Origin of the sequence: Staphylococcus sp. NRL 16/872, assembly GCF_022815905.2 — a bacterium.
Lineage (GTDB): Bacteria > Bacillota > Bacilli > Staphylococcales > Staphylococcaceae > Staphylococcus.
In genome coordinates, this window is sequence record NZ_CP119327.1 from 2184900 (window position 1) to 2205294 (window position 20395).

A 20395-nucleotide genomic window follows, 5' to 3' on the forward strand; every position below is an offset into this window, starting at 1 on the left:
AACCTTCCCTTCCTATTTCTATGTATATATTCATCATACCAAATTATTTTTCTGATTAAATTAAATTCTTAATATTTTATTGTGTGAATTTATATTATTATTTATTTTACTTACCGTTCCAAAAAGAAGGCAAAATTAAAACACCGATGACTTCTAAATGTAGAAATAATCGGTGTCACTTTAATCAATTATTCATCTTTAGGGTATGGACCATATTTATTCCTGCTTGGCTTACTATCTGTAACACAATAAACTACTGTCATAATCAAAAGAATTAATAAAGCAATCGAAATAACCACAGATATAATACTTGCGATGAGTAGCCCTATTCCTGTAAAGTAGCTACCGATAGAATAATCTACATAATCGTCAGTCCACATTCGTATGTTTTGTAACAACATGACAATAAATAAAATGAGTGGGATAGTCATCGTGCGACCAACGTCATGAAAACGACGTACTGACATTGTGAATATTCCTATAAAGATAACTAAATCAATAATGTTATAAATCGTTTCAAAAAATCCTTCTGCGCCAAAACTCCAAGACAAAAAATCGCATAGCAGACTCAAGACAATTAAAAGAAACACGACGTCTAAAATCGCATACCAATAGTGACGACGTCTCGTACGCCCATGAACGTTAAAGTAATTCTTCCAAAATAACTGAAATGCATCAACCATCGCTTAATCTCCTTTAAATACGTGCTTTGTTATTTTAATCATTACACATTTTAGAAGTGAAGCAAATAGTTTAATGAAGATAAGCGCGAATTGCAGTTGCGATATATTGGTTTAAGTTTTCATTTCGCCCTTTATTAATATTTTTCGCAAAGCGCTCGTCATTTTCATAAGTGAGTGCCATATACTCCAAAAATTGATTATCTGCATTTGGTACTTGAGTACGTAAAATATCTTTTAAACTTGTAATGTGTTGATACACCTGTTCTTCATCAACTTGGTGTTCATTTTCTAGGAAATAATTCATTTCGTCGAAGAATTGGTTAAGTTGACGGCTAATTTCTTTGTCATTGCGTTGTTTATCCGTTTTATTTAATGTATTACGCTGTTCTTTGAAAGATTGATAGTATTTCGTCTCGCCATATTTCACTTCAGCTTCTTTATCATATTGTTGTTGAATATCAAAATCATCAAATTTATCCATATTAATCTCCTCATTTTTATGATTTTTGAGATGATGGTCTAGATAGTTAATCATTTGATTAAGTTGATCGCGTTTTTGCACAAGCTGACTAACATTTTCTTCTAAAATTTCATTTTTTTCCGAAATACTTTTATCAAAATAGCTTTGAATATCCTCCAGTGATAAATTCAGTTGTCTTAAAAATAAAATGGTTTGAAGTTTGGCAATGTCTTGCGTCGAATAGTACCGGTAGCCATTCTCTGTAACAAGACTTGGTATTAGTAATTTAATTTCATGATAATAATGTAAAGTACGCGTACTGACATCTGTGATGTGTCCTATTTCTTTGGGTGTAAAATAGTCTTTTTGCTTCATCTTTGGTCTACCACCTTAACGTTTAAATCTTTTCTGACTAACTTATATTCATCATCTACAGAGGAGTATGCGCTATGACGTAACGTTAAGGTCAATCTTTTTTCACAAAATAATCGTCTAAAAATGTATATCGTTGTTCACCTTTTCCATTAAAATAATTTTTCCCAAAATTATCTAATAACGCATGGAATTCATTCGCATCCTGATTTGTAAAATGAGAAGGCAATGTGATTTGTCTTTTAAATTTATCGTAACTTTCTGTATGGGTATAACCTAACCTATTATATAATCTTCTCGTATAACTATCAGGAATAAACTCGATACCTTCAAAGACATAGACAAGTAAAACATCAGCTGTTTCGCTACCAATACCTCGAATTTTTAGTAATTCTTTTCTTAAGTTATCGCCATAATATTGAGCAATTTTTTCATAATTAAAATAAAATTGATTTAACCACTGAAATAAAGCGTGTATAGTTTTTCCTTTATTTTTATAAAAGCCACTAGAACGGATGACTTCTTGTAATTCTTCTAATGGTAAAGCTAGAATTTTTTGAGGATCAAATTGTGTTTCTTCTTTTAAGCGAAGTAATGCCATATCCGCATTTTTCCAATTTGTATTTTGTACCAGAATTGCCCCAAGCATCATTTCCTCAGGCGTTTTTGCTGGCCACCAACCTTGTGGTCCCATGTGATTTAATAATTCCTTATAAAGTGTGTCCGTACTAAGCATCTCTATTTTCACCCCATTCATCACATAACAATACCCTCACAAATCGAAATTTATGAGGGTATGACAATATTATTGATATTGAATTACATAGTTTCTGGCGCTGATACACCTACTAATGCTAATGCATTGTGTAATGTAATTTTAACCGCTTCAATTAATGCCACGTGTGCTTTTGTTTTTTCTACATCATCTGTTAATACTTTTTCAGCATTATAGAATTTATGGAAAGCTGATGCTAAATCTTGAATATAATTTGTTAAACGATGTGGAGCGCGACTTTCTGCTGCACTTTCAATCGTTGGTTCAAATTCAGCAACTTTCTTCAATAAGTCGATTGCTTTTTCATTAGTGATTGTTGAAAAGTCTACATCAGTTGTTACTTCGACCCCTTGTTCTTTCGCTTGTTTCAAGATTGAACAAATACGTGCATGTGCATATTGTGCATAATAAATTGGGTTGTCTTGTGATTTTTCCTTCGCAAGTTCTAAATCGAAGTCAAAGTGTGAATCTGGGCTACGCATTGTTAAGAAGTAACGTGCAGCATCAATACCAACTTCATCCATGATTTCACGTAAAGTAATCGCATTACCTGTACGTTTACTCATTTTAACTTCTTCACCATTTTGCATTAAACGCACCATTTGCATAATTTGAATTTCAAGACGATCACTATCTACACCAAATGTTTCAAGGCTTGCTTTAAGACGATTGATATAACCATGGTGATCGGCACCCATTAAGTCGATTAAAATGTCATTGCCACGATTGATTTTATTGTAGTGATAAGCAGTATCTGGTGTGAAGTAAGTGTAATTGCCATCTTTTTTAATTAATACACGGTCTTTATCATCCTTAAAATCAGAGGTACGTAACCAAGTCGCACCATCAGCTTCATATGTGTAGCCTAATTGGTTCATTTTGTCTAATGTTTCTTTAATCGCACCATTTTCATATAATGATGTTTCACTAAACCAATTATCGAAATGTACATTGAAATCAGCTAAGTCTTTTTTCAATTTATCCATTTCATAATCGACACCTAATTGTCTAAATGTTTTTAGACGTTCTTCATCAGAGTAGTCTTTCATTTCTGGATGTTTATTCGCTAAATCTTTTCCGATTTCAATAATATCTTTACCATTATAGCCGTCTGCTGGCATTTCATGGCTAGTGTCACCAAGTGCTTCAAAGAAACGTGTTTCAATTGAACGTGCTAAGTTAGTAATTTGATTGCCAGCATCATTAATATAGTACTCACGTGTTACATTATAGCCAGCAGCAATTAAAATATTTGCTAAAGAATCACCTACTGCAGCATTTCTAGCGTGTCCAATGTGTAAATCACCAGTTGGATTAGCTGACACATATTCTAATAAGATATTTTTATTTTTAGATTCTTCAGCATAACCAAATTTATCACCTTTGTTAATTGCTTCTGGGATAACTGCAGTTAGATAATGATTATCTAAGTAGAAGTTAATAAACCCAGGGCCTGCGATGTCTATCTTTTTAACATTAGCTTTGCTAGTATCTAAATTATCTACGATGGCTTGGGCAATCTCACGTGGATTACGTTTAGCGATTTTAGTTAATACCATCGCGATATTTGTTGAATAGTCTCCATTTTTAGTATCTTTTGGAATTTCAATTTTAATTTCAGGAATATCTTCAGCAAGTTCAGCTTTTTTAATACTTGTTTCAATCTCTTGTACTAACGTATGTTTTACTTGTTCAATAATATTCATTAGCCTATCTCCTTATAATTAATTTCATATTGATATGAACCCATTTTCTCATCATTTTGATGTAACTCGTATTGAATTTTCAACTTCCCACCATTGTCATTAACGAAGTGAAGTATACTACGCGTTTTCACTGTTAATGGAATACGCCCAGCTGGAATGTCATAAAGTGTCGTTGTTTCCTGACCTTCGATAAAGTGGAGACTCATGTTAATATCGCCTTTGCGTATTAATTTCACACCACTTTCTTCAATTTTAATCGTCACATTAACAACCGCTTCTTCAACTTGCTCTTGATATCGAATGTAATCAGCATTTTTCTTTTGCCAAGATCCTTGTGCAGCAAACTCAAATTTTTGCTTCTCACCATTCTGTTTTAAGACTTGTTTCGTTTGAATGTCTATATTCTTATCCAACGTTCGACTCACCTTAACTTCTAAATAATACAAATTATTATAGCATAGATTGAGTAGTGCTTGTAGTTGATAGATATAGGTTATTAAGGCATTTTAAAGAAATTTAATTCCGCCTTTTTTCACATCGTAAATTTGGAAAGACAACTGACTTAATAGTGATTATAGATGGTATAAGATAAAGGTTGCCTATTTCTCTCAGGCGTCAACTTTGACGTTGGGAGGAGGTGTTATTCATGCTAGAAATTCTTGTTCACATCATAACCACAGTCATCAGTGGTTGCATTATTGCGCTATTTACGCATTGGCTACGTGATCGCAATGATAAATAGGCGACTATAGTCACACCTAAAAATCCCCTCACTACTGGAATAGTGAGGGGATTGGTGTATTCATACTAGAATTCTTGTTAATTAAATTATAACACTGCTTAATAGAGAAATGCAAAAAGTAACCTTTTATTGAGTAGTACTTATAATTTATAGACATAGGTTATTAAAACATCTTAAAGAAATTTAAATCTACCCTTTTTAACATCGTAAGTTTGGAAAGACAACTGACTTAATAACGATTATAGATGGTATAATATAAAAGTCGCCTATTTCTCTCAGGCGTCAACTTTGACGTTGAGAGGAGGTGTATAAAGTGATGCTTATTTTCGTCCACATCATAGCACCAGTCATTAGTGGCTGTGCAATTGCGACTTTTACTTATTGGCTAAGTAAGCGCAATAAAAATTAGGTGACATTTAGCCACACCGATCAAAACCCCTCACTACGGCCTTAGTGAGGGGTTTGGTGTATAAGTGAATACTTATTTTCGTTAACTAAATTATAACACTGTTTAATTGAGAAATGCAAAAAGTTATTTTCAATAGAATGTATTTTTACACTCTTAATTATTGTTGTGTTCTAAATCATTATTACGTTTAGCTAAGTCTGCTTTAGACTCAATTTCTACAATATCATAATTATACTTTTCTAAAAGTATTGTATATTTCAAGAAATAAATGATGCCGAAAGCCAATGTTGTAACAAATAGTAAGAATTTATACATTTGTGTGTCCTCTTATTTCATATTTTAGTTGATTTAACTACTTTAATTATATCATTAATCTTTAGTGATGCTTTTAAAATATAAACAAAATAGCTCGTAAGAACATGTTTGCTAATCAAGACTTACGAGCTAGGATAATGTATGTGTCTTTATATTTTCATTTAAAATTTAATTACCATACGACCAGTAATTGTTCCTTCTTCCATTTCTTCAAAAATATCATTAATTTCTTCTAACTCACGTGTTTGAACTTTTGGTACAACTTTTCCTTCTGCCGCAAATTGGAATGCTTCTTTCAAATCTTGACGTGTACCAACTAATGAACCAACAACTTCGATACCATCAAGTACTAAACGTGGGATTTCTAAGTCCATTTTTTCAACTGGTAAACCTACAGCTACTACACGTGCACCAGCTTTAACAACATCAACCGCTTGATTAAACGGTGTCTTAGCTACTGCAGTTATCACAGTTGCATCTAAACCTTTATCATCAGTAAGTTTATTCACTTCTTCAATGGCATCTTGATTCTTAGTGTTAACTACGGCATCTGCACCTAATTCTTTAGCAAAGTCTAATTTATCTTCACTGATATCAAATGCGACAACTTTTGCATTAAATACATTTTTCGCATATTGAAGTGCTAAGTTACCTAAACCACCAATACCGAATATTCCAATCCATTGTCCAGGTTTGATATTACTTACTTTTACAGCTTTGTATGTGGTTACGCCTGCACATGTAATTGATGACGCGGCTGCTGGATCTAAATTTTCAGGTACTTTTACAGCATAATTCGCTGTCACTATAACTTGTTCTGCCATTGCACCATCAACAGTATACCCTGCATTTTTTACATCACGACATAAAGTCTCACGACCAGTTGTACAATATTCACAGTGCCCACAACTTTCAAACATCCACGCGATGGATACACGATCACCTACTTTAAGTGATTCTACATCCTCTGCTACTTCAATTACTCGACCAATACCTTCATGGCCTAACACACGTCCTGTGACATCACCGAAATCTGCATTTTTGACATGTAAATCGGTATGGCACACACCACAATATTCCGTTTGAACTAAAGCTTCACCAGGTTCCAAGTTTCGTAATTCTTTTTCCTCAACACTTACTTTATGTTCTTGAGTTACTACTGCTGCTTTCATGGCAAATCACTCCTTGTTCAACTTTTTAATAAATTTGTAATTCTACACCTATTATATGAAATCGCTTCCAAAATTGAAACTATTTTTACTTGATTATTTTAAATTTTCAAAAATTAATTTTCGACAATTTCGTTATCTAACTCTTTTTATTAATTTTTCTTTTGATAAAAAGAAAAAAATTGAAAATGAAATCCAAATGTGAATATAAAAATCCCCACCATTGTTCAATCAATGGTGGAGAATTAATAATCTTACTAAATTATTCAAATGCTTTTAACAATTCATCACTAGAATTATTCCACATTTCTTCATTATGTGATTGTAAGAAGTCTTTGAGTACTTTTCTATTATCTTCACCGATTTGATCGATGATAATTTTATGTTTCATAGATTTATCCATCATGTTAACATGTTCAGGCATACTCTTATATCCTCGTCGGATACTTTTGTTAACAAGTAAGTAACAAGCAGTGACACCGGCATAATAAGGACCGTTTTCGCCACGTTCAGTAGTTACCCAACAAAGCCAATATTCTTTAGCCTCGTCACCTTCAACTTCTTCTTTCTCATTAATCCATTTTACGCCTTTCTCAACTTGAGCACGTGCATGCATACCACCAATATCTATAAATGCTTCTTTACCCGCCACGTCTATAAATACAGGCGCAATATTATCTAAACTAATCGATCCAATATTTGTCCCTTTATGTCCATCTAGAGGATCATTTTTAATAATATTAAATTTAAAACCTTTATTCTCAGACACGTGTTACACCTCCAACAGACTTAAACTCCACAGAATATATTAAGTGTTATATGAAAAAGTTTCAATTTCTTAATTTAGTTCATTCAACAAGTTGATAATTGAACCTTTAACTTGTGGGTCTTCAATATTAAGTATCATTTCTTTAGGATAATATAGTTTATAATCTTCGCGATTAATGCCAGTAATACTTGAAATAACTAGTGATTGACTGCTAATTTCTTTAATACTGCCGTTTCTTCTTAATAAATGAATTGGCTGACGGTTAGAACCTGGACGGTCATAATCATATGGTAAATCTGAAAAAGCTTCACTAACGAAATAGTAATGTGGATCTATACCACCTTCAATAAATAATTCTTGTAATTCAGTAATTGTAATAATCGAACCATCAAAAGGAATATATTTAAATAAATCACGATTGATAAATCGTCGAGCTAAATCACTAAGGATGGCATCATCTTCATTAATCCACTTTTTCAAATAATATAAAACGACAACTTCGTCTAATTCAACATATTGTTCAATGGTAATCGTTTCCTCAAAAAAAGGTACAAAATCTTGTGGGTACATCTTAAAATGATAACCTTCTTGATACAATTGTTTCACTCGTTTCAAACAATTGTTTAATAGTACCTCTCCCCCTCTACTAACTGGGTGGAAATAAATTTGCCAATACATTTGATAGCGACTCATAATAAAGTTTTCTACCGCATGCATACCACTTTCTTTAATAAGAACTTCTTTTTTAGAGGGTCTCATTAAACGTAAAATACGTTCCATATCGAATGTGCCATAAGAAACACCAGTAAAATAAGCATCACGTTGCAAATAATCCATACGATCAGCATCGATTTGTGAAGAAATCATAGAAATAACTAATTTATTCTCATGTGTTTTATTAATAACATCAGCTACATCTTGTGGAAAGGTACCAGATACACGACTTAACACTTCGTTAACCTCTGTTCCACCAGTAATAATAGCTTGCGTAAATGCCTCATGATCGGTGTTAAATATCTTTTCAAAACTATGTGAAAAAGGACCATGTCCTAAATCATGTAATAAAGCTGCACATAAAGCGAGCGGTCTATCGTCATTATTCCAAGCTTCGCGCCCTACAAATGATTCATCAATCATGCGACGTACTATTTCATAAACACCTAAAGAATGACCAAAGCGACTATGTTCTGCAGTATGAAAAGAAAGGTAAAGTGTCCCTAATTGTTTAATACGACGTAAACGTTGAAATTCTTTAGTCTTGATTAAATCCCAAATAAGCTGATCTTTAACATGAATGTATTTATGAATTGGATCTTTAAATACTTTCTCCTCAGCTAACTTTTGTTCAACATAGGGTGTTTGCGTCAATGTTATCCTTCCTTTCATAAAAACATGCGCTTTTCTTTATAAATGTTTCTTCATCAATGCTAAATCTAATTGTTCGCCGTACATTTCTGGTTGATAAGAACGTACTATTTCAAAACCATGATTTTGATAATATTTGATCGCACCTTCATTTTTATTATCTACTTCGAGGTAAACAACTTCATATTTATCTTGAAAACGCTCTAAACCTTTTTCCAATAAACTTGTACCGTAACCTTTATGCTGAGATTCTGGGTGAACGTAATGTGCTGATAAATACAATTCCTTCCCATAAATAAAATTAGCAAATCCTACGATTTCTTCTGCTTCTTCAGCTACTAAGAAAAGTTGTTCTTCTAAACGTTTTTTTAAATGAGTTTCATTATATGAAGCAGCAAGTAACTCGTTAATAGTTGATGCAGCATAAATGTTTAAATACGTGTTATACCATGCTTTAGTAGCAACATCTCTGATAGCTACAACGTCATTTGCTGTCGCTTCTCTGACTTTAAACATACTTGATTCTCCTGACTTTACAATGGAATTAATAATCGAATTATATCATAGTCTGTGGTTAAACGCTTACTATGTAAATATAGCTCAGCCTTATAACTAACTATGGCACTACTTCCTTAACACTTTAAGCTAATGCTTCGTTCCACTCTTTAGCTCTTTCTAATGCAAATGCATCTTTCATGATATCTCCTGGTCTTTCAGCAGTGCCAATAATATATCCTTGTAACTCAGCGCCAATAAAATCTAACGTATATTTCATTTGGGTAATACAAGGTTTAGCTTTAACTTTAGGGCAGTCTCCCCCTACTAAAATAAGACGAAAATCAATTCGAGCCATCTTTTCCATAAAATCTTTATAGTTAGGATCAACCAGTGTTTCAGACCAGTTATCAATAAATGCCTTTAATGAGGCAGAAATGCTGTACCAATAAACTGGGGATGCAAAAATTACCGTATCACTTTCTAAAACTTTATCGATAATTTCTTTATAATCATCGTAATATGTTTCGATATCTTCATTCTCATGACGTAAGTCTCTAACTGGATTTAATTGATATTGTGTTAAATCGATCCAGTTATAATCTAAACCCTCTAGAGCATACTTTGTAATTTGTGCCGTATTTCCCTCTGGACGGCTTCCCCCAAATAAGACAGTAATCATCTAACATTCCTCACTTTCCATTAATTCTTCAACTTGTTAATTCAATCCCTACAAAATATATAAATTGATGAGGTTGAGACATAAAGAGTTTGAACTCTGGGAAATCGTTTAACGGCTTCCCAAAAGCAGGATTATAGGTAGTGGGGCCCTAACACAGAGAATTTCATCCAGAAATTCTACAAGCAAAGCAAGTTGGGGCTCACGATTCGACAAAATTTGAGAAACAATTTTGCTCATCGTTCGGTTCTGCTCAAATCCTAAACACTTTTTTCCAGACCTCTATTTGTTTCAAATAAATTATGATTTTAAAAAGTCTATTTAAGCTAGTTTAAACCAACTTAATATACACTAAATATTTCTACAATCTCTTTGTACCCTGTTCCCGTATTTTTATGTAATGAATTTATTAAATATTTAATCACGCTTTAAAATATTTCACACTTAAAAAGCTCCTACACCTTTATAAACGGAGTAGGAGCTTGAATTACTCTAAATAACTTAAATTTTTTATATTCTATTCAACAGGGAAAAGCTCATCAATTTTTTTGATTTCCTCATCAGTTAACTGTACGTTCGCCGCTTCAATATTTTCCACCACTTGTTCAGCACGTTTCGCACCAGGAATCACCACATCTAATGCTGGACGTGTTAAATAAAAGGCTAATACAACATTCGCAATTGACGTATTATGTGCTTCAGCAATGCCACTTAATTCTTTGACGCGACGTACATTGTCTTTAAACACTTCAGGTTGGAAATCACGACGGGGTGCACGATGGTCATCAAATGTTTGGTCCTCATTATATTTACCAGCTAAGATACCAGACGCTAATGGGAAATATGGCACAAACGTAATGTTATTTTCAGCTGCATATGCCATCACTTCTTCATTTTCACGATGCAATAAATTATATTCTAATTGTACAACGTCAACATAGCCCTCTTTGTTTGCTTCTTTAAGCTGATCTAATGTGAAGTTAGAAACACCAATCGCTTTAATTTTACCTTCTTCTTTTAATTCTTGTAAGGCTGCGACAGCTTTGTCTTTGGGCGTATTTTCATCTGGAAAATGAATATAGTATAAATCAATATAATCTACTTGAAGACGTTTTAAACTATTCTCAACTTGTTGTTTTAAATAATCAGGATCATTGTTTTGAACAACGTTATCATCCTCTTTAATTACGTGAGAGCCTTTCGTCGCAATTTGAACTTTCTCGCGAGGATATTCTTGGACCACTTGGCCGACCAATTCTTCAGAACGTTCAGGCCCATAAATATATGCCGTATCTAATAAAGTAATGCCATTATCAATCGCTTTACGTACAACTTCCTTACCTTGTTCTTCATCTAAATTCGGATATAAATTGTGTCCACCTACCGCATTCGTACCTAATGCGATTGGAAATACACGTACATCTGATTTGCCTAATTGTACTAAATTTGCCATTCAATATCGCTCCTTTATCTTCAATTCACTACTTACAGTTTACCCCATTACACACGATACATTCATCTTGACGAACTTGTAAAAATATACTTTAATGTAACTAATCAAGTTACATTAAAGGGATGACATTATGAATCTAGAATTTAATATCGCAGTTCACGTTCTAACTTTTCTAACTAAACATAAAGATCAACATTTCAACAGCCAAGACCTAGCCCAGCTTATCTGTCTCAACCCAGTCCAATTACGTCGCGTCACCACTATACTGAATCATCATGATTACATAGACACCCTTCGCGGAAAAGGCGGAGGCTACCGAGCTAACGATAGAACCCCCTCTATCAAGTTGTCTACACTTTATCAGCTCTTCGTGTTAGACAAAGCTAACACACAACGCATCTTTACAGGTAACGAGCAGAGTCATTGTAAAATATCAAGAAATATTGCGCACACAATGAATCGCTACAAAGAACAAGAAATAGCTTTAGCCCTCGACTTTTATAGTAACTTGACGATTAATGATGTACTCAAAGAAACACTCCAGGAGGAAACAACATATGACACATTATAATTTATTAGTCATCGGTTTCGGTAAAGCCGGTAAAACACTTGCCAAATACGCAGCATCACAAGGACAACACGTCGCTTTAGTAGAACAATCATCAGATAATTTTGGAGGCACCTGCATAAATCACGGCTGCATACCTTCTAAAGTACTCGTGCATGACAGTATTGACGGTGCCGAATTTGGTCCTGCATTTTCAAGAAAAAAAGAAGTAGTTAGTGCTCTAAACAGAAAGAATTACGTTAATTTAGCAAACGATGCAAATATTGAAGTTCTCGACTTTAAAGCTCAATTTAAATCAAATACTGAAATTGAATTATTGAATGAAGATGGTACTGTTGCACAGACAGTCACAGCTGATAATATTGTGATTAATACTGGTGCAAAATTTAATATTCCTAAGATCGAGGGTCTTGATACGGCACAAAATGTATATGACTCACATGGTTTATTAAATATTACGTTCCAACCTAAAGACTTAGTGATTATTGGCGGTGGTTATATCGCATTAGAGTTTGCATCGATGTTCGCAAACTTTGACTCAAACGTCACTGTCGTGGAATATGGAAAGCAAATTATGCCACGCGAAGATAGAGAAGTAGTGGAATACGCATTGAAAGACTTAAAAGCGAAAGGAATTACGTTTGTCACAGAAACAGAAACGCATGCCTTTAGAAATGAAGGTAAACATACTATAGTTGAAACTTCGAAAGGAACGTTTACAGCTGATGCAGTCTTATTAGCAACAGGACGTGTACCAAACACAGACTTAGCACTTGAAAATACTGACATCCAACTTGGTGAACGTGGCGAAATAAAAGTTAATATGTATCTTCAAACATCAGTCGAACACGTCTATGCAGCTGGTGACGTTAAAGGTGGCTTGCAGTTTACTTATATTTCATTAGATGACTTCAGAATTTTAAAATCTGAATTATTTGGCGAGCGTGATCGTACAACAGAAAATCGAGGTATTATTCCATACACTGTCTTTATTGATCCACCGTTTTCTCGCGTTGGATTAATAGCAACGGAAGCTGAAGCACAAGGTTATCATTATGCAGAAAACAAATTAGCCATTAACACTGTACCTAGACATAAGATCAATAATGATCCCCGTGGCCTTTTTAAAGTTGTCATCAATAAAGATAATAACGAAATTTTAGGAGCGACGTTATACGGTAAAGAATCAGAGGAAATTATTAATTTAATTAAGTTAGCAATGGATCAACATATTCCTTATCAAGTTTTAAGAGATGGCATTTATACACACCCAACAATGGTAGAATCTTTTAACGATTTATTTAATTTTTAAATTTTTTTAATAAGTGCTAAACCCTATCATGGCAGGGTTATACTTGTAATAATTTTAATTTATCAAATTACACAAAAATAAAAAGCTTTACTTATTGAACATAACCAGTTATAGTTAACCTTACGTAATAAAAGCTCGTGAATTTAATTGTAGTGTGTTTGTCTAGAATACTCTCTTTTTTATAAATGAATTTGTTACAAATATTTCGTGCAAAAGCACATGGAGGTATTCTATATGAATAACGGTACAGTAAAATGGTTTAACGCAGAAAAAGGTTTTGGTTTCATCGAAAGAGAAGACGGAAGTGACGTATTCGTACACTTCAGCGGTATTGCTGGTGAAGGTTACAAAACTTTAGAAGAAGGCCAAAAAGTTGATTTCGATATCACTGAAGGTCAACGTGGCGAACAAGCTACTAACGTAGTTGTAATGTCATAAGATAAAATTATAAGTTGAACGCTAGGAAGATGTTTGAATCTTCCTAGCGTTTTCTACATTTATATAAGTAAATTAGGTTCTGTTACAAAGTCAGAGAAAATATAACTAATTACCATTTTAACATGATAGTATTCTCTCAACTGACTAACATGTGACTATTTTCGTAGCACGACGAAAATCCGTAGATTTGAAGAGACCTGCGGTTCTTTTTATATAGGCCGTACATGCATTCAATACCTTTTAAAGTATTTTTTGCCGTATTGATACTTTGATACCTTGTTTTTCTTACTTTAATATGACGGTGGTCTTGCTCAATGAGGTTATTCAGATATTTCGATGTACAATGACAGTCAGGATTTAGTTTAAATGTTTGGATGACTTTAGCCATTGCTACCTTCGTTGAAGGTGCCTGATCGGTAATCACCATTTGAGGTTTACCAAATTGTTTAACGAGACGTTTGATAAACGCATATGCTGAATGATTGTCGCGTTGCTTACGTAACCAAATATCTAATGTATGCCCCTCTGCATCAATGGCACGATATAAATAGCACCATTTGCCTTTTACTTTGATGTACGTCTCATCAATACGCCATTTGTAATAGGCTTTTTTATGTTTTTTCTTCCAAATTTGATACAAAATCGGAGCATATTCTTGAACCCAACGGTAGACCGTTGAATGATGAACGTTGATGCCACGTTCTCTTAGTATCTTAGATAGTAGCCAACGGCTACAGTAATGACGTCCTTGTTAAATTGTTTATATCTGAAATAGTTCATACAGCATACTCCTTTTTGTTGAAATTATACTACAAAATCAACTTTGCAACAGAACCTAATTTCTCTTCATTTTAAATCCCCTTCGAATTAAATTTTTTAAATGAACGAAAATCGAGTATTAGTTAACTTGACATTATGAAATTAATAAACTTTATAAGTTTGTCCAGTTTGTGCTCCCTCAACACTTTTAACAAATGCATTTGCTACTTTCTCAACAGGAACTGCTGTAAAACCTTTGAAAAATTCTCCGTACTTATCTAGAGCTTCTTTGACAACATTAGGACTTACATTATTAATTCTTAAACCATTTTTTAATTCTACAGCTGCTGATGTAACAAATCCTGCAACACCACCATTTGCCATCGCTGCTGAAGAACCTAATAAAATAGGATCATCCATCATAATTCCTGACGTTAAAGTAAAACTACCATTTTCATTTAAATAATGTTGGCCAATTAAAACAAGATTGATTTGACCTAATAATTTACTTTTTACAGCTAAATTATTTTCTTCTAAACTCATGTCTGCTAAAGACTTGAAAGTTGCCCCTCCTGTTGCACTAACAACAGCATCAATATTCTTTATATCTTTATACATTTGTTCAATTTCTTTTGGAGAAGTAATATCTAATTGATAATCACCTGATTGACTGCCAACTTCAATAACTTCATGATTACTTTCTTTAAGTTTCCTAGATACACTTTGACCTATTGTGCCCGTAGCACCAATAACTACTACTTTCATGTAATCCTCCTAAATTAAACTAATATTTGTGAGTGGTTTCATAAGTGTGAATAAAGTTTCGAAATTTTACTTAGAACACTCACAAACTTAATGTAACATATATATTTAGAAATTTATGCCGTAATACATATTTGAAAACATTTTATTTAACTTATAATAAATTTATCAAAATAAAACATTGTCTTTATTAATTCTATAAATAGTTTTCCGTGTAATGTTAACTTCTTTAGAAATATTACTGATCGATTCACCTTCTTCTAACATTTCTACGACACAATAATAAATAACGTGTTTTTAACAATCTTTTGCATTTCTCTACTCACCAGTGTTATAATTTAGTTAACAAGAATATCTGCATTTTATGCACCAATCCCCTCACTATTGCGAGTAGTGAGGGGATTTTTAATGGTGTGGCTTAGTCGCCTATTTACTTATTATCACGTTTTCGAAGCCAATACGAAAATAGCGCAACGATACAACCACTTGTTGCTGTGGTCATGATGTGAACAAGAATATCTGTCATTTTTAGCACCTCCTCTCTACGTCTAAATTTGACGCCTGAGAGATAGGCGACCTTTATATTATATCATCTGTAATAGGTGAGTTACAGATAACTTCCGATAAGTGACATTATGTCTATATATAATTAATAAATAAATCATAACGCTTTATAAAGGCACAAACCCTGAGATAATAAGGTTTGTGCCTTTTATTTTAATGTATGTCTCATCAACACGCTATTTATAATAGTCTTTTTAAGCTTTTTCTTCCAAATTTAATACAAAATAGGAGCATATTCTTGAACCCAACGGTAGTCCGTGAATGATGAACCTTTGCACCACGTTCTCTTAATTTTTCAGATATATCATGATAACTAAGCACGTATCTTAGCCAGTAGCCAACAGCTACAGTTATGACGTCCTTGTTAAATTGTTTATATCTGAAATAGTTCATACAGAATAACTTTTTTATTAAAAGTATACTATAAAATTACTTTGCAACAGAACTTCTTATTACTAAGTTTTATATACTATTACCTAACTACCTTTAATAACCTAAAAGAATTCTATTTTGCAGCTTTACGTTTGGCTAGTTTTTCTTTTAATTTTCTGTCTTGTTCTTCTTTGCGTCGTTTACGTTCTTCGTTACGTTTACGTAAGCGCTCTTCTTCTTCAGGATCACGTGGTTTTTTCAGCTGTGCTGTAACTTTTTCCATCAATTCATCTTCAGTGAGGGCAGCAAGTGGGCGGTTGTTAACAAAGGCGAATGTCTTACGACGTCCTGGACCACAATACGATTGACAACCGATTTCAATTTCCGCTTCAGGATCTAATTTTTCAAGTTTTCTCTTTAACGATTTAAGATTTACTGCCTGACATTCATCGCAAATTAGGAATTTGTTTTTCATTGTTCCACCCACCCTTCTATTCAGCTTGAGGACAAATCTTCAACCTTTTGTCCTTAACCTACCATTTTTTATTTTTATACTTAGCTATCGATTAATTTAACTCTAATTATTTTACTCTTTTTATTGGAAAATTCAAGTACTGGTTTAAAAGTCCTATATTTTCCCATAAAAAAAGCAAGACAGTAACTTCTCCATCGAATCGTGTCTTACTCATTGTTCACTTATTTTATTGACCGTGATAAATTTTAAATTTTAGTGGTTTAATGCCTTTAGCTTTCCATTCATTATAAATACGTTGTTTGTTAACGCGATTATCAATAATGGTTATACCACAGTCGCCTCCACCAGCACCTGAAGTTTTAGCCGCACCACCAAAACGTTCTCCGATATCACATAACAGTTTTAAATTCTCTGTTTCAATATCTACCGTAGCTTCATTATCCATTTGTTGGATAATACTACGATTTTGACGTATCATCTTTTGAACGCCTTTAATGTTATTTGTTTTAAATGCGTAAATTAAGTTTTCAACGCATGTATGAGATTGGTCTAAGAATTTTCCATAAAAAACAGGATCAGATTTAAGACGTTTCACTTCACTTACTAAATGAGGTGAAGAGGCAGGTGAACCCGTCCATCCTATAAGGACCTCCATATTCTCAGGCGCTTGAAGTGGCTCGATATGTAGTCCTGGCCAGTTCTTCTCTAAAACTTCTGTCACAGACGTGTCTTCCATTTGTTGTTTCACCCATTCATGATCAAAGGTGCTATACGCTAACCAACCACTATACACACTAACAGCGATGTCTCCACAAGAACTTAAACTTTGAAGTCGCATATTCGCAATAACAGCTAGTTTATAAATATATAAATTAGATAATTGCATGTCGTAAAATTCATTCAACACTTTTACGACTGAAACTAATACTGCAGCACTTGAACCTAAACCATATTTTTGGCCGGAAGCATCATCTAAATTACTATCAATCGTCAAATGAAAATGCTTCAATTGAATATTACAACTTCTAGCATATTGTTCAAACACTTCAATCGCCGTTACCACGTATTTCAATTGGTTGGCAGCATGTGCATCTGAAATTTCAATCTTATCTTCATTGCGATAAAACGTTACTGGTTCATAATGCAATGTTTTAGAGTGAATGGTACCTGACACTTCATTTGAGGCTTCAATTGCAGCCGTAACAAAACGATCTACAGCAATTAAGACAGACTTATACCCTGGCTCAGTAACTGCATATTCACCTGCTACATATAGTTTCCCGGGTGCTTTCACCTGAATCATTATATCTCTTCCTTACTTAATTATTTCGACGCCTGAATGTGTAATGTCGCTTGTGATGATTTGCGCTTGATCAAATATTTCTAAAAATTTATCTACAATTGCTTGTTGGTTTTTCTTTTCAATTAATACTTTTACATTTGGGCCTGCATCCATTGTAAAGTAACAAGGTAAACCCGCTTCTCTACATTCATGTACAATCCGCATTGCTTCATAACTTTCTGGTACTAAATATGTAAATGGAGGTTGTGCACCTAAATTTGTTGCGTGCATACGTAAGCCATTTGCTTCAATGACTTCCCCCATACGTTTAAAGTCTTTCTTTGAAATCGCATCTTTTGTGTCTTTTAAGTCTTCATCAACATGATTTAACCAATATTGGTAGAAACGAGATGTCTCACGTGTTAATGACATTCCTGAGCGACTTGAAACTTTTTTAGATTTATTATTGATGACAATAAAAATCATGGCTAGGTCGTCTTCCCAACCATTTGCATCAATACTATGCGCATATGACGTAGCATCATCATGCCCCTTTTCCCATTCAGCGAAACCACCGAAAATACTACGTGAAGCTGAACCAGAGCCACGACGTGCTAAACGTGATAAATCTTTATCAGATAAACCTAATTGTAGTGCTTCATTACAAGCACCAGCTAAAGCAGCATACGCACTAGCTGAAGATGCTAAACCGGCAGCTGTTGGGACGAAATTCTCACTTTCAATTAAAGCATGTGTTGTAATACCTGCTTCTTTACGAATCATGTCCATATAACGTTGAATTTTTGCGCTTTCTTTAGCATCAACTTCTTCTCCATTAAGCACTAATTGATCATGAGATAATGTTTCATCAAAGGTTACTTGCGTTTCCGTATAAAAACGGTCTAACGTCACCGACAAACTATTATTCATTGGGATGATTAACGCTTCATCTGCTTTTCCCCAATATTTAATCAGTGCTATATTCGTGTGTGCGCGTGCTTTACCACTTTGTTTCAATGGTTTATCCTCCTAACTTTTCAATCCACGTATGTTGTGCGCCGGCTTTTTCGGCTGCTGAAACAATCGCTTTCGCAGTATTTAAATCTCTCGCTAAAATCAGCATACTGCCTCCACGACCGCCTCCTGTTAATTTACCTGCTACTGAGCCATGCTGTTCTCCTAATTTTAATAACATTTCAATTTTATCGTGACTCACTGTTAACGTACGCAAGTCCGCTTGACATGCGTTAAAAACCTCTGCTAATTGATCAAAGCTGTGATGCTCAATTGCTTCACTTGCTGAATAAACTAAACTTCCAATATGTTCAACGACTTTCATATACACTTCATCGTTATCACATAAACGGTGTACATCCTCTACAGCTTGTTTAGTTGATCCTTTAATCCCTGTATCAATGACTACCATATAGCCATCTAAATCAAGTGTTTTTAGTATTTCTACTTCACCTTTTTGATACCATACCGGTTGATTGGTTACAATTGTCTTAGTATCTATACCACTTGGTTTACCATGCGCAATGCGTTCTGCCCAATCCGCATGTTCCAATAACTCTTTATCTGTTAACGATAAACCTAAGTAATCATAACTTGCTCTAATGAATGCTACCGCTACTGCAGCACTTGAACCTAAACCTCTTGAAGGCGGTAAATTCGCTTGAATTTTAACTAACAGCGGTTCTTCAACTTTTTTATTTTCAACAAAATGTCCAACTAACGATTTCAAATGTTCTGGTGCATCGTATAAAGGACCATCATACACATCACTTTGAATCGCTGAATAGTTACCTTTTTCTAAACTTTCAATAAGCACTTTAACTTTTCCTGAAGTAAATGGGATTGCAATTGCCGGTTGTCCGAAAGTGACCGCATGCTCCCCGATTAATATTATCTTCCCGTTAGACTCCCCATAGCCACGTTGTACCATGATATCTCACCTTTAATATTCTTTCTGAAAATTATTTCGAGGCACGCATACGCATTTAAATAGTATATAACCTCAATTATGATAACGTACTTTTACGTTTATTTAATAGTTATTGTCAATCTACTGTCATTTTATAACAATTAAGTTTAATACCGTTGGAGTATGTTTATATATCAAAAAAATTCAATAAAAATGTATGTTATAAAACTCATATCAATAAATAGTATAAAACTTTGTCAAAATTAGTTCAAAACTTAAAAATATTTATACCCTAATTTTGAATTTATTAACATCGTTAAAACACTTAATTTGTGTTAAACAATACTTATATATTATCTAAAAGCTACTCATTGGAATAATATATCTCTTTTTCTACTATTTTGAAAATACAGGATGATATTGTATTTTTGAATTTTTCAAATATAAAATTCCACTTTTACTTAAATTAATCCACCTAGACTATATTACTATAAAAATAAGTAGGAATATAGCACTTTGTAATAATTCCAATGTATTATTCTACTTA

General features: G+C 33.6%; 23 protein-coding genes and 3 pseudogenes. 5 read left to right on the plus strand and 21 right to left on the minus strand.

What is annotated here, in order from left to right; genetic code table 11:
- Positions 1–188: 188 nt before the first annotated feature.
- The 5 genes from MT340_RS10910 to MT340_RS10930 form a co-directional block, all read right to left on the minus strand.
- Positions 189–683 carry a DUF805 domain-containing protein gene (locus MT340_RS10910; RefSeq protein WP_243589979.1) on the minus strand — a complete coding sequence of 165 codons (495 nt, stop codon included), beginning with the start codon at positions 681–683 and terminating at the stop codon, positions 189–191.
- 70 nt (positions 684–753) lie between these two features.
- Positions 754–1518, minus strand: a complete 765-nt coding sequence (locus MT340_RS10915) for a MerR family transcriptional regulator (RefSeq protein ID WP_243589980.1) — start codon at positions 1516–1518, stop codon at positions 754–756.
- 91 nt (positions 1519–1609) lie between these two features.
- The gene (locus MT340_RS10920; RefSeq protein WP_243589981.1) at positions 1610–2251 is read right to left on the minus strand and encodes an endonuclease III domain-containing protein; all 642 of its coding nucleotides are present in this window, start codon (positions 2249–2251) and stop codon (positions 1610–1612) included.
- An 83-nt stretch (positions 2252–2334) separates the two neighbouring features.
- The gene (gene argS / locus MT340_RS10925; protein WP_243589982.1) at positions 2335–3996 is read right to left on the minus strand and encodes an arginine--tRNA ligase; all 1662 of its coding nucleotides are present in this window, start codon (positions 3994–3996) and stop codon (positions 2335–2337) included.
- Complete coding sequence (locus MT340_RS10930; RefSeq protein ID WP_243589983.1) at positions 3996–4409, minus strand: YwiB family protein; 414 nt, start codon at positions 4407–4409, stop codon at positions 3996–3998. Before MT340_RS10930 ends, argS begins: the two co-directional genes overlap by 1 nt.
- A 233-nt stretch (positions 4410–4642) precedes the next feature.
- On the opposite strand from MT340_RS10930, the gene MT340_RS10935 reads away from it, so the two are divergent.
- Both MT340_RS10935 and MT340_RS10940 read left to right on the plus strand, forming a co-directional pair.
- On the plus strand, positions 4643–4738 hold the full coding sequence (locus tag MT340_RS10935) for a type I toxin-antitoxin system Fst family toxin (protein ID WP_243589984.1): 96 nt from the start codon (positions 4643–4645) through the stop codon (positions 4736–4738).
- A 313-nt stretch (positions 4739–5051) separates the two neighbouring features.
- Complete coding sequence (locus MT340_RS10940) at positions 5052–5147, plus strand: type I toxin-antitoxin system Fst family toxin (protein WP_243589985.1); 96 nt, start codon at positions 5052–5054, stop codon at positions 5145–5147.
- A gap of 153 nt (positions 5148–5300) precedes the next feature.
- Here MT340_RS10940 and MT340_RS10945 read toward each other — a convergent pair whose 3' ends face one another.
- The 7 genes from MT340_RS10945 to MT340_RS10975 all read right to left on the minus strand — a co-directional run bounded on the left by MT340_RS10945 (position 5301) and on the right by MT340_RS10975 (position 11392).
- Positions 5301–5462, minus strand: a complete 162-nt coding sequence (locus tag MT340_RS10945; protein ID WP_243589986.1) for a hypothetical protein — start codon at positions 5460–5462, stop codon at positions 5301–5303.
- A 161-nt stretch (positions 5463–5623) separates the two neighbouring features.
- Positions 5624–6634, minus strand: a complete 1011-nt coding sequence (adhP, locus tag MT340_RS10950; protein WP_243589987.1) for an alcohol dehydrogenase AdhP — start codon at positions 6632–6634, stop codon at positions 5624–5626.
- A gap of 259 nt (positions 6635–6893) precedes the next feature.
- Positions 6894–7400 (minus strand): YwhD family protein, encoded by a 507-nt coding sequence (locus MT340_RS10955; RefSeq protein WP_243589988.1) that lies wholly within the window; start codon positions 7398–7400, stop codon positions 6894–6896.
- Between the two features lie 69 nt (positions 7401–7469).
- A complete protein-coding gene (locus tag MT340_RS10960) occupies positions 7470–8786 on the minus strand; it encodes an HD domain-containing protein (protein ID WP_243603865.1) in 1317 nt (438 codons plus the stop codon).
- 18 nt (positions 8787–8804) lie between these two features.
- Positions 8805–9281, minus strand: coding sequence for a GNAT family N-acetyltransferase (locus MT340_RS10965; protein WP_243589989.1), 477 nt, complete (start codon positions 9279–9281; stop codon positions 8805–8807).
- Between the two features lie 124 nt (positions 9282–9405).
- The gene (locus tag MT340_RS10970) at positions 9406–9942 is read right to left on the minus strand and encodes a flavodoxin family protein (protein WP_243589990.1); all 537 of its coding nucleotides are present in this window, start codon (positions 9940–9942) and stop codon (positions 9406–9408) included.
- A 514-nt stretch (positions 9943–10456) separates the two neighbouring features.
- Positions 10457–11392: an aldo/keto reductase gene (locus MT340_RS10975; protein WP_243589991.1), complete on the minus strand. Its 936-nt coding sequence runs from the start codon at positions 11390–11392 to the stop codon at positions 10457–10459.
- A gap of 130 nt (positions 11393–11522) precedes the next feature.
- On the opposite strand from MT340_RS10975, the gene hypR reads away from it, so the two are divergent.
- From hypR to MT340_RS10990, 3 genes are all read left to right on the plus strand, one after another.
- A complete protein-coding gene (hypR, locus tag MT340_RS10980; protein WP_243589992.1) occupies positions 11523–11963 on the plus strand; it encodes a redox-sensitive transcriptional regulator HypR in 441 nt (146 codons plus the stop codon).
- Positions 11950–13272, plus strand: a complete 1323-nt coding sequence (gene merA / locus MT340_RS10985) for a hypothiocyanous acid reductase MerA (protein WP_243589993.1) — start codon at positions 11950–11952, stop codon at positions 13270–13272. Before hypR ends, merA begins: the two co-directional genes overlap by 14 nt.
- Before the next feature lie 234 nt (positions 13273–13506).
- Positions 13507–13710: a cold-shock protein gene (locus MT340_RS10990; protein ID WP_049426256.1), complete on the plus strand. Its 204-nt coding sequence runs from the start codon at positions 13507–13509 to the stop codon at positions 13708–13710.
- A gap of 136 nt (positions 13711–13846) precedes the next feature.
- On the opposite strand, the pseudogene MT340_RS10995 reads toward MT340_RS10990, so the two are convergent.
- The 9 genes and pseudogenes from MT340_RS10995 to mvk all read right to left on the minus strand — a co-directional run bounded on the left by MT340_RS10995 (position 13847) and on the right by mvk (position 19869).
- Positions 13847–14490: pseudogene (locus tag MT340_RS10995) on the minus strand (IS6 family transposase).
- A 141-nt stretch (positions 14491–14631) separates the two neighbouring features.
- Complete coding sequence (locus MT340_RS11000; protein ID WP_243589994.1) at positions 14632–15234, minus strand: short chain dehydrogenase; 603 nt, start codon at positions 15232–15234, stop codon at positions 14632–14634.
- Positions 15235–15399: 165 nt separating this feature from the next.
- Positions 15400–15528, minus strand: a pseudogene (locus MT340_RS11005) (helix-turn-helix domain-containing protein); the annotation flags it as partial.
- Positions 15529–15661: 133 nt separating this feature from the next.
- Positions 15662–15757 (minus strand): type I toxin-antitoxin system Fst family toxin, encoded by a 96-nt coding sequence (locus MT340_RS11010; RefSeq protein WP_243589995.1) that lies wholly within the window; start codon positions 15755–15757, stop codon positions 15662–15664.
- Positions 15758–15938: 181 nt separating this feature from the next.
- Positions 15939–16188, minus strand: a pseudogene (locus tag MT340_RS11015) (IS6 family transposase); the annotation flags it as partial.
- 112 nt (positions 16189–16300) lie between these two features.
- Complete coding sequence (locus tag MT340_RS11020; RefSeq protein WP_243589996.1) at positions 16301–16642, minus strand: YuzB family protein; 342 nt, start codon at positions 16640–16642, stop codon at positions 16301–16303.
- Positions 16643–16868: 226 nt separating this feature from the next.
- On the minus strand, positions 16869–17945 hold the full coding sequence (locus tag MT340_RS11025; protein WP_243589997.1) for a phosphomevalonate kinase: 1077 nt from the start codon (positions 17943–17945) through the stop codon (positions 16869–16871).
- Positions 17946–17957: 12 nt separating this feature from the next.
- Positions 17958–18941, minus strand: coding sequence for a diphosphomevalonate decarboxylase (mvaD, locus tag MT340_RS11030; protein ID WP_243589998.1), 984 nt, complete (start codon positions 18939–18941; stop codon positions 17958–17960).
- Positions 18942–18945: 4 nt separating this feature from the next.
- Positions 18946–19869, minus strand: coding sequence for a mevalonate kinase (mvk, locus tag MT340_RS11035; protein ID WP_243589999.1), 924 nt, complete (start codon positions 19867–19869; stop codon positions 18946–18948).
- Positions 19870–20395 lie beyond the last annotated feature (526 nt).